The following is a 14,834-nucleotide window of genomic DNA, read 5'->3' as shown; positions in this document are numbered from 1 at the left end:
CTGCCGGGCCCGGTCGGGCAGTTGACGGGTCGAGGCGGATACCTGGACATAATTCGCAGGCGTGCGGCAACGGCAAGGACCTAATCTGCCCGTCATGACCGACTGGAAGAGCATCGAGGCCGCCGACTGTGCCGTGCCCGCCGACCGGCCCATGGACGACCTCGTCGGCGAGCTGTCCCGTGCCCTGGCGGATCCCGATCCACTGGTCCGGGACGGCGCGCCCTACACCGTCCTCGCGACCTGGATAGCCCGCGGGGCGATCGGGACGTCCCGGCGGCTGGAGCTGGGGGACGAGATGGCCGCCCGGTTCACCGACCCGCGGGTCGAGGCCCGTACCTTCGCGCCCCTCGTGCTCGACATGCTGGTGGCCGCGGGGGACTTCGAGGCCGACTGGGTGGACGCGTTCGAGCGCTGGTACCCGGCGGAGCAGGATCTGCGCGGTCACGACGAGACGCTCGGCTGGCTTCACGCGGTGGCGCACGGCGCGGACCTGCTCGCCGGCTTCGGCCGCCACCCCGAGGTGGCGCCGGTGCGGATGCTGGATCTCGCCGCCGCGCGGCTGACGGCGCCCACCGACCACGTCTACGACCAGATGGAGGACGACCGTCTGGCCCGGGGGATCGCCCGGGTCCTCACCCGCGCCGACCTGAGCGAACACGACGCCGTCGGCTGGCTGGATCCGATCGCCGACCGCTTCGGGGCCGACCGCATCAGCACCCCGGTACCCGCCCACATCAGCAACTGCCTGCGCACCCTGCGCCTGCTCTACATCCTCGCCGACCGGGGCGTGCGCCCCACCAGCGAACTGCCCGCGGAACCCCTTCGCCACCGCGACGCGGTCAAGTCCGCCATCGCCACCGTCCTCGACCGGATCGTCAGACGCTGACCGACGGTTCAGGTCCGTGCTCACCAGGGCCGTCGAGTTGCTGCGCGAAGTACTCCGGGTCGCGGAGAGCCGGGGTGCACGCATTCGGGACGAGCCCTGCGCCACCGATGGCGGGACCGCCGACCGGAGTGGCCCCGTCACCGACGAAGCCCTCCGCGAGGTCGCGGCCAACGGCTGAGGACGCGCGGATGGCGGTGGACCGGAACCGGAGCCGAGGCTCAGTGAAAGCCGAGCATGCCGGGTGAATTGATGTCGACCGTGAGGATGCCGGGGGGATAGTCGCCCTGGTGGCCGGTCAGGATGATCGACATGCCGCCGCTTTCCTGGTGCGGAGTCGCGACGTACAGCGCGTGACAGACATCGGCGCCTCCCCACCCGTCCCGGACCATCCCACCGACCGTGGCCGCCGCGGTCCGGTCGAGCGGATCGACCAGGATGCCGGGGAGGGCGAGCACACCGCGCGCGAGCCCCTCGTCATCCGCCTCGGCCTGCATGAGGCAGAGGGCGGGGATGTGCAGCCGGTCGCCGGGTGTGGCGGCGACATCGCCGGCGAGGTGATGCAGGGCGCGATGTCCCTGCACAAGTGCCGACACCGCGCTCGTGTCGAGGATGATCACGCGGCGGTGTTCCGTCGGGCGTGCATCTTCTCGGCTGCCATCGCGTACACGTTGGCCAGGACGTCCGGCCCGTGGTCGAACTCCTCATCGGTCAGGGTGCAGCCCATGCGGTCGCGCAGCACTTTGCGGGTAGTGGCGACACGCTCGGCGATCTGGGCCGCCGTCGGCTGTTGGGCGGCCAGCTGATCGACGAGCTGGCCCAGGCTCAGCCCGCGTTCCTTGGCCAGCCGGGCGAGGTGGTCGCGCGTCTCTTTAGGCACCTGAATGGTCGTAGTAGCCATAGATTCACTACAGGGCCACTACAGACCACGGGTGACTGCTGTTCGGGGACACGGAAATCCCCGGAGAATGCTGTCCAAAAGTGATCGCAGGATCTACTCCGTACATTCTGTTCAGGCCCACAATCGACCGTTCCGGTTCGATTACAGTGCTGCGCGTCAAGGCTGCGCGGTTCTACGCGGACGGCTTGCGTGATGGCTTACGCCGACGGCCTGCGCGGACGGGGGAGGGGCACGGTGAGCACAGGGACCACAACGGTCTGGGGCCGTGCCGAGCAGCAGGACTTCCGCAGCCGGGTACGTGGGGCTCTGCTCGGCGGGGCCATCGGCGACGCGCTCGGAGCGGGTGTCGACGGGCTCACGCTCGAAGAGATCCGGGCGGCCCACGGCGTCGACGGGGTCACCGACTTCGTACCCGCGCACGGTGGGCGCGGCGTCGTGACCGCCGTCACGCAGCTCACCCTGTTCACCGTGGACGGGCTGATCCGCGCCCAGGTCCGCCGCGACACCGGCGCCTGGCATCCGCCCACCGATGTGCACCGGGCCCATCTGCGGTGGGCGGCCACACAGCGCGACTGGGGGCCCGACGAGCGGCGCAAGGACAACGGCTGGCTCGCCCTGCAGGAGTGGCTCTACGCCCGCCGCGCCCCCACCCGCGAGTGCCTGACCGGTCTCGGCGACACCACCATGGGCACCCTCGACCAGCCCAAGAACCCTGCCGCGCGGGACGCGGCCGCCCTCACCCGGTCCGCTCCATTCGGTCTGCTCGTCGGCTGGGAGCCCCAGCTCGTCCTCCAACTGGCCGTCGAGTGCGCCGCGCAGACCCACGGCCACCCCACCGCGCTGCTCTCCGCGGGCGCCCTCGCCGTGATGGTGCACGGGCTGGCCCGGGGCGAGACCCTGGACGGTTCCGTCCAGCACGCGCTGGCCCTGCTCGCCGAGCGCCCGGGGCACGAACCGGTCACCGAGGCGCTGAAGCGGGCCCTCGGCACCGTACGGCAGGGCATTCCGGGACCGGCCCTGATCGAGTCGCTGGGTGCCACGGACGCCGCCGAGGAGGTCCTCTCCGTCGCCCTGTACTGCGCGTTGGTGGGCGAGGACGTGCGGCACGGGCTGCGGCTGGCCGTGAACCACGGGGGGCCCTCCGCGGCCACCGGATCCCTGTGCGGAGCGCTGCTCGGCGCGCTGCACGGCGAGACCGCGCTGCCGCCGGCCTGGCTTGCCGAACTGGAGGGCCGGGCCACCGTCCTGGAACTCGCCGACGACTTCGCGATGGAGATGACCCAGGGGCCCGCCCTGCACAGCCCGTCGGCCGCCGCACCCGGCTGGCTGACCCGGTATCCGCGCGGCTGAGACCCCGGACCACGGGGGACGGGCGGGGCGCGGACGCCGCCGCGGCCGTACCCCGCCCCCGTCGCCTTCCCGTACGGACGGCGGGCGTCAGTCCTTCACGCCCTCCGTGACCGCCGCGTCCCCGGAACCGGCCTGCGCCGGAACCGTCGCTCCGGCCCCCGCGCCGTCACCGTCCGAGTTGATCTTCTCGATGACGGCGTCGCGCTCCGGGGTGTCCTCCGGCTTGACGAGGCCGATCACGATGTAGAGGACCAGCGAGATCGCCAGCGGCAGCGCCACCTGGTACTGCAGCGCGACGTCCGTCTTCGCCGAACCGTCGAGGTCGTAGTTGGTGAAGTAGAACGCCAGCAGGCCCGCCGCCCAGCTGGTGAGCGCCGCCGTCGGTCCGGACCTGCGGAAGCCGCGCAGCAGACCGAGCATGAACGGGATCGCGATCGGGCCCATCAGACCGGCGACCCACTTGATGACGACGGAGATGATGTCCTTGAACGTCGGTGAGTTGATCTGGGTGGCCAGCGCCATCGACAGGGCGAGGAAGCCGAGCGTGGACAGCCGCGCCGCCAGCAGCCCGGCCCGGCTGCCCCAACCGCGCGCCGTCTTGGACAGGATGGGCGCGATGTCGCGGGTGAAGACCGCGGAGATCGCGTTGGCGTCCGAGGAGCACATGGCCATCGTGTGCGAGAAGAAGCCGACGACGACCAGGCCCAGCAGCCCGTGCGGCAGCAACTGCTCGGTCATCAGGGCGTAGCTGTCGGAGGCGTCCGGCTTCTGCGCGTGGACCAGCAACGGGGCGCACCACATCGGGAAGAACAGGACGGTGGGCCAGACCAGCCACAGCACGGCCGAGAGCCGGGCCGAACGCTTCGCCGCGGCGGCGGACTCCGTGGCCATGTAGCGCTGGGCCTGGTTCCACATGCCGCCGTTGTACTCGAAGGTCTTGATGAAGAGGTACGCCAGCAGGAAGGTCACGGTGTACGGGCCGGCCGTCGGGTCGGTGTGGCCCTCGGGCAGCTTGTCCCAGACGGTCCACAGGGTGCTGACACCGTCGAGCTCGGCCATGGCGGTGACGAGCATCGCGACCCCGGCGAAGAGCTGGATGACGAACTGCCCCAGTTCTGTGAGCGCGTCGGCCCACAGACCGCCGACCGTGCAGTAGACGGCGGTGATGCAGCCGGTGATGAAGATGCCCTGGGTGATCGAGATCCCCGTGAAGACGGAGAGGAGGGTGGCGATGGCCGCCCACTTGGCACCGACGTCCACGATCTTCAGCAGCAGACCCGACCAGGCGAGTGCCTGCTGGGTCGGGATGTTGTAGCGGTTCTTCAGGTATTCGAGCGGGGAGGCGACGTGCAGTCGTGAACGCAGCCGGTTGAGCCGGGGCGCGAAGAGCTGGGCGCCGATGCCGATGCCGATGGCGATCGGAAGCGACCAGGTCACGAAGGAGGTGACGCCGTACTGATAAGCGATTCCGGCGTAACCGGTGAACATCACCGCGCTGTAGCCGGACATGTGGTGCGAGATGCCGGACAGCCACCACGGCATCTTGCCGCCGGCCGTGAAGAAGTCGCCGACATTGTCCACACGCCTGTGGGACCAGAGTCCGATCGCGATCATCACGCCGAAGTAGCCGATGAGCACGACCCAGTCGAGACTGTTCATGTGTCCCCTCCCGGGGTCCGCCTTGTGAACGGGTGCGCACTTCGTCAGTGAGGCGCCGCTCAGCGGTGTCCCCGTGCGGGAGCGGGGACTTCGGGGATTGAACCGCCTGCGCGGCATCCCGGTCAAGGTTCTCGCGGTCAGGGATGTGAACATGGATCAGCAAGGCGAACGTTTTTACTTGTTCTTGACTCGCGTGGGCGTTGTCGCCGACGTGACGGCGGCCACACGATGAGCGGGCACTTCGTCAGGCTGTGCGGAGCGTCAGAAGGACCGTGGAGCACAGAAAGACCGCACGGGATGCGGGTCCCGTGCGGCCGAGAAGGAGGAGAACTGGCCCTGCGAGCCGGTTGTGCGAACCGCCCCTACCGCATCAGCTCGCCCGCGTTGACCAGCAGGGACTGTCCGGTGATCGCCCGCGCCCGGTCCGAGGCCAGGAATGCGACGGCCTCGGCGACATCGCCGTCCGTGGCGAGGTCCGGAAGCGCCATGCGTTCGGTGAGCCTGCCGAGCACCTCGGCCTCGGGTACGCCCTCGGTGTGTGCGGTGAACTGTACGTACGCCTGCACCGGCGGACCCCACATCCAGCCGGGCAGCACCGTGTTCACGCGGATCCGGTGCGGGCCGAACTCCCGCGCCATGGAGTACATCGCCGAAGTGAGCGCACCCTTCGAGGCCGCGTACGCCGCCTGTCGCACCTGGGACGGGGCGGCCACCGAGGACTGCGTGCCGATGACGACCACGGCCCCGCCCCGCTCCTTGAGGCCGGGCAGGCAGGCGCGCGTCATCCGCAGCGTGCCGAGCAGATTGACGTCGACGACGGACTGCCAGGTGGTGAAGTCGGCGTCCTCGATCCCGCCGAAGTAGCTGTCCCAGGCGGCGACATGGACCACCGCGTCGATCCGCCCGAACCGTTCCAGCGCCAGCGCGGCGAGCGCCTCGCACTGCGCCTCGTCCGTGATGTCGGTGGCCAGATGGGCGGTGCGCAGTCCGTCCGGATCGACCTCCGCGGCCGACTTGGCGAGATTCGCCGGGGTGCGCGCCCCGAGCACCGCGTTGCCGCCCTCCCGCACGACCGTCGCCGCGACCTGGTGTCCGAGCCCGGCGCCCACGCCGGACACGATGACGGTCTTCCCCGCGAGCAGCATCGGTGGCCTCCCGGCTCTGGCAGTTCTTCTGACGGAGCGTCAGAGTAGGACGTCGCTGCGGAGTACGGAAGGGGAACGGCATGAGCGACGAGACGCGGAGCGACACCTACGCCGAACTGGCGGCGCTGGGACCGTACGGAGTCCATCCCGGCCATGCGCTGATCACCATGGTCGAACCGCACCCGGGTCATGAGTACGCGTACAACCGGTGGTACGAGGACGACCACTACTACGCGGGCGCCATGGCGATGCCCTGGATGTTCGCGGGACGCCGCTGGGTCGCCACCCGGGAGCTGCGGGAACTGCGCTACCCGGAGAAGTCCGCGGTGGCCGAGCCGGTCGGCGCCGGCTGCTATCTGTCGACGTACTGGGTGACGGAGGGGCGCTACGACGACCACATGAAGTGGACCGTCGGAATCAACAAGCGGCTGAACCGGGACGGCCGGGTCTACCAGGACCGCACCCATGTGTTCACGTCGTTCCAGGACCACGAGGCGACGGTCTACCGGGACGGCGCCGCGGGGCCCCGGGACTTCCACGCGCTCGACCACCCCTACCGCGGACTGGTCCTTCAGGTGATCGACACAGAAGGCGCCCAGCGGCGGGCCGAGTTGCTGGAGTGGCTGCGCTCGCGGCATCTGCCGAAGCGGCTGAGCGGCTCCCCGGCGGCGATGGTGACCGTCTTCCGTCCCACGCCGCTGCCGGGCGACCGGATGACCTATGTGAAACAGGTCGAGGGCGTCGGCACCCGGCTGACCCTGCTGTGGTTCCTTCAGGAGGACCCGCGGGACTGCTGGGCCGGGCACTTCACCGGGCTCGACACGATGGTCGCGGAATCAGGCCTGGGGCGGGTGGAGCTGGTGGCACCGTTCATCCCGACGGTGCCGGGGACCGATCTCCATGTCGATCGACTGCGCTGAACACCCGCTCACTCCGGCCGGGTGGTTCCCGGCCGGAGATTTCCCGCAGGACATTCCCCGCAAGGTAAACCCCGCATTCACCGCATTCCCCGCAGGGCATTCCCTGTCGGCTCCGCCGGACATTCCTCGGCCGACCCTTCCCGGGATGACGCTTTCCGGGGCAGCCGTTGCCGTTTCCGCCGATGTGCCCCGGTGTCCGGCGACGCGTATGCCAGTACAAGCGTGCCCCGGGGCGGGAATTCCCCGGGGCAGGCATCGAGCACCCTCGGCCAGGACGGCGGACCAGCCGAGAGGGCTGCACGCGACACCGGAACCGATGCTGCGATACGAACGATGGAAAGCGGCGGTCAGGCGTCGATGGCGCCCTTGCCGACGTCACGCACGAAGGCGTTCCATGCGGCGGGGACGAACGTGATCGAAGGACCCTCGGGGGCCTTCGAGTCGCGTACGGCGATTGCCCGGGCAAGAGGGGACTTGACTTCGACGCAGGCGCCGTTGCCCCCGGAATACGAGGACTTCGTCCACTTGTCCGTAGCACCCTGACGAATGGCCATGTTCACTCCGGTTCAGAGAGTCGTGTGAAGGACACCGACAGCTTTCCGTCAGTGCTCCATTTGGCGTGATCGACGCTACTCGCCAAGTCTCTTGAGTGAAGGGGCTGTTCACTCGACCGGATGGTATATACAAGCGAGGTCTTCCCCTGCGGGTGGACGGCGGTGTACCTTGCCGCCGTCCTTCCCGCTGCATCACTTCATTTCCCGCATACCGGACCATTGGGTTGTCCGGTTTTACGCACCGACGCGCCGGGTTTCACGCACCGGAGCCGCCGGCGTACTTCTTCGCGATGTCACTGATGAAGTGCCGCGTCTGCTCCACGTTCAGCGCCTGGGCCCGCAGGTGCTCGTACATGACGCTGTACCGCTGCACGTCATTGGATTTCTCCAGGTAGAGGTCGCTGGTGACGCCCTCGATATAGACGACGCTGGAGTCCGCGGCGTCCGGGAATTCCAGGACGGCGTACTGCCCGTTGATGCCGGGGTGCGCGCCCATGTCGAACGGCAGGACCTGCACGGTGACATGCGGCAGGTGCGACAGCTCGACCAGTTGCTCCAACTGCTCGATCATCACCTGCCTGCCGCCGACGAGCCGGTGCAGCGCGGACTCGTCGATCACCGCCCACAGCCGCAGCGGATGCTCCGGGTCGGTGATCCGGTCCTGGCGGCGGGCCCGTACCTTGACGCGCTTGTCGATCTCGCTCGGCGGGGCCTCCGGCAAGGCGCCGTTGATCAGCGCCTCGGCGTAACTCCGCGTCTGCAGCAGGCCCGGCACCACCTGGGGTTCGTACACCCGCAGCGACTCGGCGTCCGTCTCCAGACCGATGTAGACGCTGTACGGGATGTCACCGAAAGCGTGCCACCAGCCCTGCTGGCGCGAGTCCTTGGCCATCTGCATGAGCGAGTCGACGATCCGGTGGTCCTCGACCTCGTACACCCCGCAGAGATCGCGTACGTCGCGCTGGCTGATGGAACGGCGGCCGTTCTCCAGGCGGCTGATCTTCGACTGCGACACCAGCAGCCGCTCCGCCACCTCCTCGGCTGTCATACCTTTGAGTTCGCGGAGTCGACGCAATTCCTGGCCCAACCGGCGTCGCCTGACGGTGGGATTGACATTGGACGGCACGGAAACGGCACCTCCGGCTATGTAGCTGTGCGTATCTACTGCTGAGCAGATTGCCACCCCTGCCCCCGGCCGCGCTGGGAAATGGATACACGCAAGCGCACGGGGCAGCCGTGATTCCGGCTGCCCCGCGCTTGGTGCGGCTCCCGAACCGGGTCTTGGGGACGACGGTGCGGCGGTATTCGATTGGTGCGTCCGTGCCGTTGATACGGCCGTGCCGTGTGGTGCCCTGCGCTGCCGTGCGGTGTGCTGCGGTGCGAGCGGCGCCGGGCGCGGCCGTGGGGCCCCTCGTTCGGATCATGCCTGGCTCCGGCCCGATCCGAACGACATGCCCTAGTGGGCCGCGGTGTGCGCCATGGTGCTGCGACGTGACTGCGACTGTACTTGCGGTTGCAACGGCATTGCGGCCGCCTGGTTGCGGCGTGGCTGTGCGACCGCCCCGTTCTGAACGTCCATCACGGCGTGCGCCACGAGTCCGCCCATCGGGTCGTGCCTGATCAGGTCCCGGAGCCTGGAGCGCGATGAACGCCCCTCGTTCCCGGGGTACAGGTGCTTGCCGAGTCCGACCGCGTGGGCCAGCGCGGCGAGCGCCGCGGTCCGCGGGTCCGGCGGTACGCCGGTGCGGATCGCACTGTCCAGCCTGGCTCTGATGTCCCGGCTGATCGCCGTGTCCGTCGCCTGGTAGCGAGTTGTCGGCAGAACTCCGCACATCTGGCCCGCCACGGCATGCACCATGCCGCATCGCTCCAGATGAGCGAGGTAGATCTGACGCAGCCCCAGCCGGGGCCCGCCAATCCAGTGGACCGCCCGGACCGGGCTGCCGCGTCGGCGCAGCAGTTCCAGTGCGGAGTCCAGAGTCGGATCTCCTGTCGGCCGTGGCATCACCACGGCGATACGATCCCCGTCAGGGGCTATCCGTCCTGCCAGAGCCAGCTCCACTAGCTGAGCTCCGGCGAGGCCGAGGTCGAGCGACTGCGGCTGCGCTGTGGTACCCGTGGTCGGGTCCAGAGCGAGCAGCAGAAGCTCCTCCGGAATTGTTCTGCGGCTCCTGCCCATCCATGCCTCCCCGCGTGGATGAATGACAGGGTGACCCCTCTCACATTGGTCTGTCGAGAGTGCCTGGGTGCTTTGTATGGGAACCAGTAGGTATGTCGTTCTCGTCTAGCAGCTGGGCCGGTGGTTCACACGGGACACTGGTAGATGGTTCGGACAGCGCGGGGATGTCCCCGTGCCGCATGGAGGAGGCATCGGTGGCGGGCGAGTCCCCCGACAAGTCGAAGCAGCAGAAGTCGTCGGGGACGGCTCGCAGCGAGAGCGATCCGCGGCTTGCCGTCTTCCGTGAACCGCCCGCCGAGGCGGAGGCCCGCGGCGGGACGGACACGGCGACAGCGGTTTTCCGTACGGGTTCGTCCAGCGACGGCGACGGTGGCAAGGCGGACACGGCGACGGCCGTCTTCCGTACGCGGCCGTCCGGGGACGACGAGGACGCGGAGCGCGACGGGAGTCCGGCCGCTCGGGAGACCTCCGACGACGAGGCCTCCGGCGACCTTGACGGCTCCGGAGCCGCTGCGGGCGCCGAGGGGGCGGTGAAGGCCGCTCAGGGCCCGGAGAAGGCGTCTGAGGCCCCTGAGCCCGCCGAGAGCGCAGTGGACGCGGAGGGCGCGGAGGACACCGACGCTGCCGAGCCTGCCGCTGCCGCCGAGCCCGAGGCGGGCGACGCGCGGCTGCGCGCGGCGGTCGCCGCCTGGGTGTCGAAGGACGGCGACGAGGACGGCGAGGCCTCGAAGGACGCCGACGAGGCGAAGGGCGCCACGTCCGAGCGCGCGGCCGAGCCGGACGCGGACGCCGATGCGGCCGCGGCGGGCGACGATGCCTCCGACGAGGCCCGGGGCACCGAGTCACGCGAGAAGGCCTCGGACACCGAAGACGCCGAAGAAGTCGACGGCGCCGAGGTCACGGCCGACGCGGGCGACGCCGACAAGGCGCAGGGCGCGGGCGACGCGGCGAAGACCGAGCGCGCGGACGACGCCAAGCGCGCGGACGAGGCGAAGGACACCGCCGGGGCGAAGGACACCGCCGGGGCGAAGGACACCGCCAAGGCGAAGGACGACGCCGACGACACTGACCGTGAGGACAAGAACGACACCTCCGAGGGCAAGCGCGGCGGCGATCAGCCGACCGCCGTCTTCAGGGCGCCCGCCGCGGCCAAGGTCGACCAGCCGACGACCGCGCTGAAGATCAATCGGCCCGCGTCGAAGCCGGACGCGGAGTCGAAGCCCGAGTCCGCCGCCGAGCGGACCAGCAAGTTCGTACCCCTGCGCGGCGACGAGGTGCGGCCGGCGCCGGCGCCCGCACCTCGCAAGCCCGAGGCACCGGCGGCTCCCTCCGCCGCGACTGCTCCCGCTCCCGCGCTCTCCACCGCCGAGCGGACCACGCAGCAGCCGATGCCGCCCAAGCCGCCGCTCGACCTGCTCGCCGAGCTGACGAACACGCCTCCGCCGCCCGAGACACCGGTCCGCACCGCCGTGCGCCGGGTCAAGATCTGGACCCCGCTGGTCCTGCTTCTGCTGATCATCTTTGCGATCGTGCAGATGGTGCGCCCGCTCCCGGACCCCGAGCTGGGGCTGTCGGTGGATCCGGCCTACGCCTTCAAGGGGGAGGGCCTGAACCTTTCCTGGCCGTCGCAGGGGCAGTCGGCGGTGAGCGTGGACGGTGTCGGTTCGATGGGCAGCGCGGGCGCGCAGAAGCCCGCGCCGATCGCCAGCGTCGCCAAGGTCATGACGGCGTACGTGGTCCTCAAGGAACACCCCCTCACCGGCAAGGAGGAGGGCGAGAAGATCACGGTCGATCAGCAGGCGGAGGACGAGTCCAAGCGTGAGGACGAGTCGACGGCACCGATCACGAAGGGGCAGCAGTTCACCCAGAAGCAGCTGCTCCAGCTGCTGATGATCCCCTCCGGGAACAACGCGGCGCGGCTCTTCGCCCGTTGGGACTCGCCGTCCGAGAAGGAGTTCGTCGCGAAGATGAACGCCGCCGCCAAGGACCTCGGGATGACGAACACCACGTACACGGACCCCAGCGGCCTGCAGAAGACCACCGTCTCCACCGCCGAGGACCAGCTCAAGCTGGCCAGGGCGGTCATGCAGAACGACGTGTTCCGGGAGATCGTCGACACTCCGCAGATAAAGATCCCGGGCATCGACCAGGTGATCTACAACAACAACACCATCCTGCTGGAGCCGGGGGTCAGCGGCATCAAGACCGGCTCGTCCACCCCGGCCGGCGGGAACCTGCTCTGGTCCGCGAACACCGTCGTGGACGGGAAGAAGCTCTGGATCTACGGCGCCGTCATGGGGCAGCAGGCAGGCACCGGCCAGCCGTACGACAGCCTCGTGATGTCGCTGAACAACAGCCTCAAGCTGATCAAGGGCGCGCAGAAGGCCGTCACCTCGGCCCGGGTCGTGAAGAAGGGCGACGTCGTCGGGTACGTGGACGACGGTCTCGGTGGCCGGACCCCGGTGGTCGCGACCCGCGACCTGAAGGCGAAGGGCTGGCCCGGCCTCAAGGTCGAACTGTCCGTGTCGGACAACGGCAAGAAGATCCCGCACGACGCCTCGGCGGGGACCGAGGTGGGCGAGGTGACCGTGGGCACGGGAACCGGAAAGGTCAGCGCCCCGGTGGCGCTCCAGCAGGATCTGAAGGCTCCTGGCTTCGGCCAGAAAGTGGCGCGAATCAGCTGATCGAGCAGACAGGCGTCCGGAACACACCTGGGCCACGCAGCGCGACAGGCGCTGCGTGGCCCGGTTCGTTCCGGCGGCGTACCGGTCAGCCGCAGTGGCTCCACCCGCTCGTCCACGACTCGTCACTGCCGAGCATGCCTCCCCACTTCACACACTTGCCGCCCGCGGCCAGACGCACCGGCCCGGCGTACGCGGTGAAGGAGCCGCTGTCGTACTGGGTCGCGCCGTTCTGCACCTGGAGCCCTGCCTCCATGTAGGCGGCCTTTCCGGCCGTGTTGCGGATCGTGACCACGCAGTTCTTGCCGGCACTGGCGCTGTAGAGCAGATAGACGCTGCCCGAGACGGACTGGAACTTGTGTGAGTCGATGACCGAATATCCCGAACCGCAGAGGCCCACCGGATCGGCGGCGGCGGCCTGAGCGGGGGCGGCCATGGTGCCGAGGGCCATCACGCCCACCGAGGCCGCGAGCGTTGCGGTGCGTGCTTGCCATCTGCGCATGGGAACTCCCTGATCGTGTGAATAAAAGATCTTGGGCGATTGTGGCAGCCCGCTTTGGAATGACCCGTTCCGTACGACCCCTTTCGGCCAGTGATGCGGTGCGTGCTAGCGTCCCGGAAGCAACGCGTGGATCCCGGGACGCGTCTTCCGGCACATGAGGCCCGCGCGGTACACCGTCGGTTCCGACCACGTGTCCGGGCAAGGACGGGGAGAGTCGCAGTGACCACTGCTGAGCCGCGACGGGCGAAGCACAGCACGGGCCTCGTGGACCCCGAACAGGGCTCCGCGCGGCCGTCCGCGCCGGATGGCGGCGGTCCCGCGGCCGCATTCGCGCAGCGGTGCCACCGCCATCCGGTCCTGCTGACGACCGTGGTCGCCGCGGTCGCCCACCTGCTCTGGTTCTTCTTCTTCGCGAACAGCGGTGGTGACCTCGCGGCCCAGGACGCCTGGGCGGAGTTCGTCGGCCGGCATCCCGGTACGGCGTACAACCTCGCCTGGTACGGCGGCATGCACCCCGTCTCGTACAGCGTCGTGTCGCCGTATCTGATGTCCGTGCTCGGCGTGCGGACGACGATGATGATCGCCGGGACCGTTTCGGCGGCGCTGACGGCGCTGATCCTGGTCCGGGTCCGGGCCGTACGCAACCCGCTCGCCTGCTCGTTCGCCGGCGTGTTCGCATACCTGTGCAACGCGCTGTCCGGGCGGGTGACGTTCGGGCTCGGCATGATGTTCGCGGTGGGGGCGGTCGCCGCGGTGTTCTGCTGGCCGCACCGCTGGCGGTACAAGCGGTGGGCGAAGGCGGCCGTCGCCGCCCCGCTCGCCGGGCTGGCGACGGCGAGCAGCCCCGTGGCCGGACTGTTTCTCGGCGTGGTCGCCGCCGCGCTCTTCCTGAACAAACGACGCCCCGGGGCGTACGCGCTGGGCCTGGCGCCGGTCGTGGTCGTGGCGCTCTCCGCGTGGCTGTTCCCGTTCTCCGGCACGCAGCCGATGTCGCTCGCGACCCTGTCGCTGCCGTTCCTCTTCGCGGCCCTCGTCTTCGTCCTCGTACCGCGCGACTGGAAGACGGTCCGCACCGCCGCCGCGGTGTACGGGGTCGGGACGCTTCTGACCTATGTGATCGACTCACAGATCGGCTCGAACGTCACCCGGCTGGCGATGCTGTTCGCCGGTGTGGTGCTGCTTGCCGCGCTGCCGTACGCGAAGCCTCGCTCCCGGCGCTGGTACGCACTGGTCCTGGCGTTCGTCGGGATGAACTTCTGGATCGGCCTCAAGAGCGTCGACGACATCGTCCGGACCGCTCCCGCCGCTTCCTGGACGCGTGAGCTGGCCCCCCTGGTCAATGAGCTCCAGAAGGTCGGCGCGGAACGCGGCAGGGTCGAGGTCGTGCCCGCCAGCAGCCACCGGGAGGCGTCCGCGCTCGCGCCGTACGTCAATCTGGCCCGTGGCTGGAACCGGCAGGCGGACATGGAACGCAATCCGCTCTTCTACGACGACACCCTGAACAGCGCCGAATACCGCGAGTGGCTCGACCGCTGGGCCGTGCACTACGTGGTGCTGCCCAAGGGAACCCCGGACTCCACCGGCGCCGTGCAGGAGGCGGAGCTGGTCGACGAGGGGCTGCCGTATCTGAAGCCGATCTGGTCGGACGCCAACTGGCGGCTCTTCGAGGTCGACAGCCCGGTACCGCTGGCAGACCCGCCGGCCACCGTGGACCGGGCCGGTGCCGGTGAACTGACCATCCATGTGAAGAAACCCGGCCGGATCCTGATCCGCATCCCGTACTCGCGCTGGCTCGCCCTGGTGGACGAGAAGGGCAAGAGCGTGGAGCGGCCCCAGGAGACCGAGGCGTCCAAGCAGCGCGAGGACGAGAACAGCCCCCGGACGTATCTCAACACCAACGGCTGCCTGATCAAGGTCGAGGAGGACGCGGACGGCGACGAGTGGACGGAGCTGCTCGCGCCGCGGCCGGGCGTGTACCGGCTCGCCGCGCCCTACCAGCTGTCACCCGGCACACCGTGTCCGGAGGAACTGCGCTGAACCCGGTCCCGGAGTCGCCCGGT

Annotated in this window: 14 protein-coding genes; 6 read left to right on the top strand and 8 right to left on the bottom strand. The window is 69.5% G+C overall.

Annotated features, from left to right (window positions below; genetic code table 11):
* Positions 1 to 94 precede the first annotated feature (94 nt).
* Together ACIQCZ_RS20750 and ACIQCZ_RS20745 are read left to right on the top strand one after the other, a co-directional pair.
* The gene (locus ACIQCZ_RS20750) at positions 95 to 886 is read left to right on the top strand and encodes a DUF2785 domain-containing protein (protein WP_402283959.1); all 792 of its coding nucleotides are present in this window, start codon (positions 95 to 97) and stop codon (positions 884 to 886) included.
* A 16-nt stretch (positions 887 to 902) separates the two neighbouring features.
* On the top strand, positions 903 to 1,064 hold the full coding sequence (locus ACIQCZ_RS20745; protein ID WP_402283958.1) for a hypothetical protein: 162 nt from the start codon (positions 903 to 905) through the stop codon (positions 1,062 to 1,064).
* A 40-nt stretch (positions 1,065 to 1,104) separates the two neighbouring features.
* On the opposite strand, the gene ACIQCZ_RS20740 is transcribed toward ACIQCZ_RS20745, so the two are convergent.
* Positions 1,105 to 1,503, bottom strand: a complete 399-nt coding sequence (locus ACIQCZ_RS20740) for a hypothetical protein (RefSeq protein WP_402283957.1) — start codon at positions 1,501 to 1,503, stop codon at positions 1,105 to 1,107.
* Positions 1,500 to 1,763 (bottom strand): hypothetical protein, encoded by a 264-nt coding sequence (locus ACIQCZ_RS20735; protein ID WP_402283956.1) that lies wholly within the window; start codon positions 1,761 to 1,763, stop codon positions 1,500 to 1,502. The genes ACIQCZ_RS20740 and ACIQCZ_RS20735 overlap by 4 nt, the downstream gene beginning before the upstream one ends.
* A 255-nt stretch (positions 1,764 to 2,018) precedes the next feature.
* Here ACIQCZ_RS20735 and ACIQCZ_RS20730 point away from each other — a divergent pair, with 255 nt between their 5' ends.
* Positions 2,019 to 3,134 (top strand): ADP-ribosylglycohydrolase family protein, encoded by a 1,116-nt coding sequence (locus tag ACIQCZ_RS20730; protein ID WP_402283955.1) that lies wholly within the window; start codon positions 2,019 to 2,021, stop codon positions 3,132 to 3,134.
* 87 nt (positions 3,135 to 3,221) lie between these two features.
* On the opposite strand, the gene ACIQCZ_RS20725 is transcribed toward ACIQCZ_RS20730, so the two are convergent.
* Both ACIQCZ_RS20725 and ACIQCZ_RS20720 read right to left on the bottom strand, forming a co-directional pair.
* Positions 3,222 to 4,793: a sodium:solute symporter family protein gene (locus ACIQCZ_RS20725; protein WP_402283954.1), complete on the bottom strand. Its 1,572-nt coding sequence runs from the start codon at positions 4,791 to 4,793 to the stop codon at positions 3,222 to 3,224.
* Between the two features lie 362 nt (positions 4,794 to 5,155).
* The gene (locus tag ACIQCZ_RS20720) at positions 5,156 to 5,938 is read right to left on the bottom strand and encodes an SDR family oxidoreductase (RefSeq protein ID WP_402283953.1); all 783 of its coding nucleotides are present in this window, start codon (positions 5,936 to 5,938) and stop codon (positions 5,156 to 5,158) included.
* Between the two features lie 80 nt (positions 5,939 to 6,018).
* On the opposite strand from ACIQCZ_RS20720, the gene ACIQCZ_RS20715 reads away from it, so the two are divergent.
* On the top strand, positions 6,019 to 6,858 hold the full coding sequence (locus ACIQCZ_RS20715; protein WP_402283952.1) for a hypothetical protein: 840 nt from the start codon (positions 6,019 to 6,021) through the stop codon (positions 6,856 to 6,858).
* Between the two features lie 347 nt (positions 6,859 to 7,205).
* Here the strand turns inward: ACIQCZ_RS20715 and ACIQCZ_RS20710 are convergent, their stop codons facing one another.
* The 3 genes from ACIQCZ_RS20710 to ACIQCZ_RS20700 all read right to left on the bottom strand — a co-directional run bounded on the left by ACIQCZ_RS20710 (position 7,206) and on the right by ACIQCZ_RS20700 (position 9,591).
* The gene (locus ACIQCZ_RS20710) at positions 7,206 to 7,412 is read right to left on the bottom strand and encodes a DUF397 domain-containing protein (protein ID WP_402283950.1); all 207 of its coding nucleotides are present in this window, start codon (positions 7,410 to 7,412) and stop codon (positions 7,206 to 7,208) included.
* A gap of 256 nt (positions 7,413 to 7,668) precedes the next feature.
* Entirely contained in the window at positions 7,669 to 8,538 is an 870-nt protein-coding gene (locus tag ACIQCZ_RS20705; RefSeq protein WP_402283948.1) for a helix-turn-helix domain-containing protein, read from the bottom strand.
* Between the two features lie 330 nt (positions 8,539 to 8,868).
* Positions 8,869 to 9,591, bottom strand: coding sequence for a GPP34 family phosphoprotein (locus tag ACIQCZ_RS20700; protein ID WP_402283946.1), 723 nt, complete (start codon positions 9,589 to 9,591; stop codon positions 8,869 to 8,871).
* Between the two features lie 194 nt (positions 9,592 to 9,785).
* On the opposite strand from ACIQCZ_RS20700, the gene ACIQCZ_RS20695 reads away from it, so the two are divergent.
* Entirely contained in the window at positions 9,786 to 12,275 is a 2,490-nt protein-coding gene (locus tag ACIQCZ_RS20695) for a serine hydrolase (RefSeq protein ID WP_402284190.1), read from the top strand.
* 85 nt (positions 12,276 to 12,360) lie between these two features.
* On the opposite strand, the gene ACIQCZ_RS20690 is transcribed toward ACIQCZ_RS20695, so the two are convergent.
* Positions 12,361 to 12,774: an acetyltransferase gene (locus tag ACIQCZ_RS20690; protein ID WP_402283944.1), complete on the bottom strand. Its 414-nt coding sequence runs from the start codon at positions 12,772 to 12,774 to the stop codon at positions 12,361 to 12,363.
* A gap of 219 nt (positions 12,775 to 12,993) precedes the next feature.
* On the opposite strand from ACIQCZ_RS20690, the gene ACIQCZ_RS20685 reads away from it, so the two are divergent.
* Positions 12,994 to 14,811, top strand: a complete 1,818-nt coding sequence (locus tag ACIQCZ_RS20685) for an MFS transporter (RefSeq protein WP_402283943.1) — start codon at positions 12,994 to 12,996, stop codon at positions 14,809 to 14,811.
* The last annotated feature ends 23 nt before the right edge of the window (positions 14,812 to 14,834 follow it).

This window comes from Streptomyces sp. NPDC093149, from assembly GCF_044754145.1.
Lineage (GTDB): Bacteria > Actinomycetota > Actinomycetes > Streptomycetales > Streptomycetaceae > Streptomyces.
The sequence above is the reverse complement of the archived record's forward strand: the minus strand, read 5'-3'. Positions and strand labels throughout refer to the sequence as shown.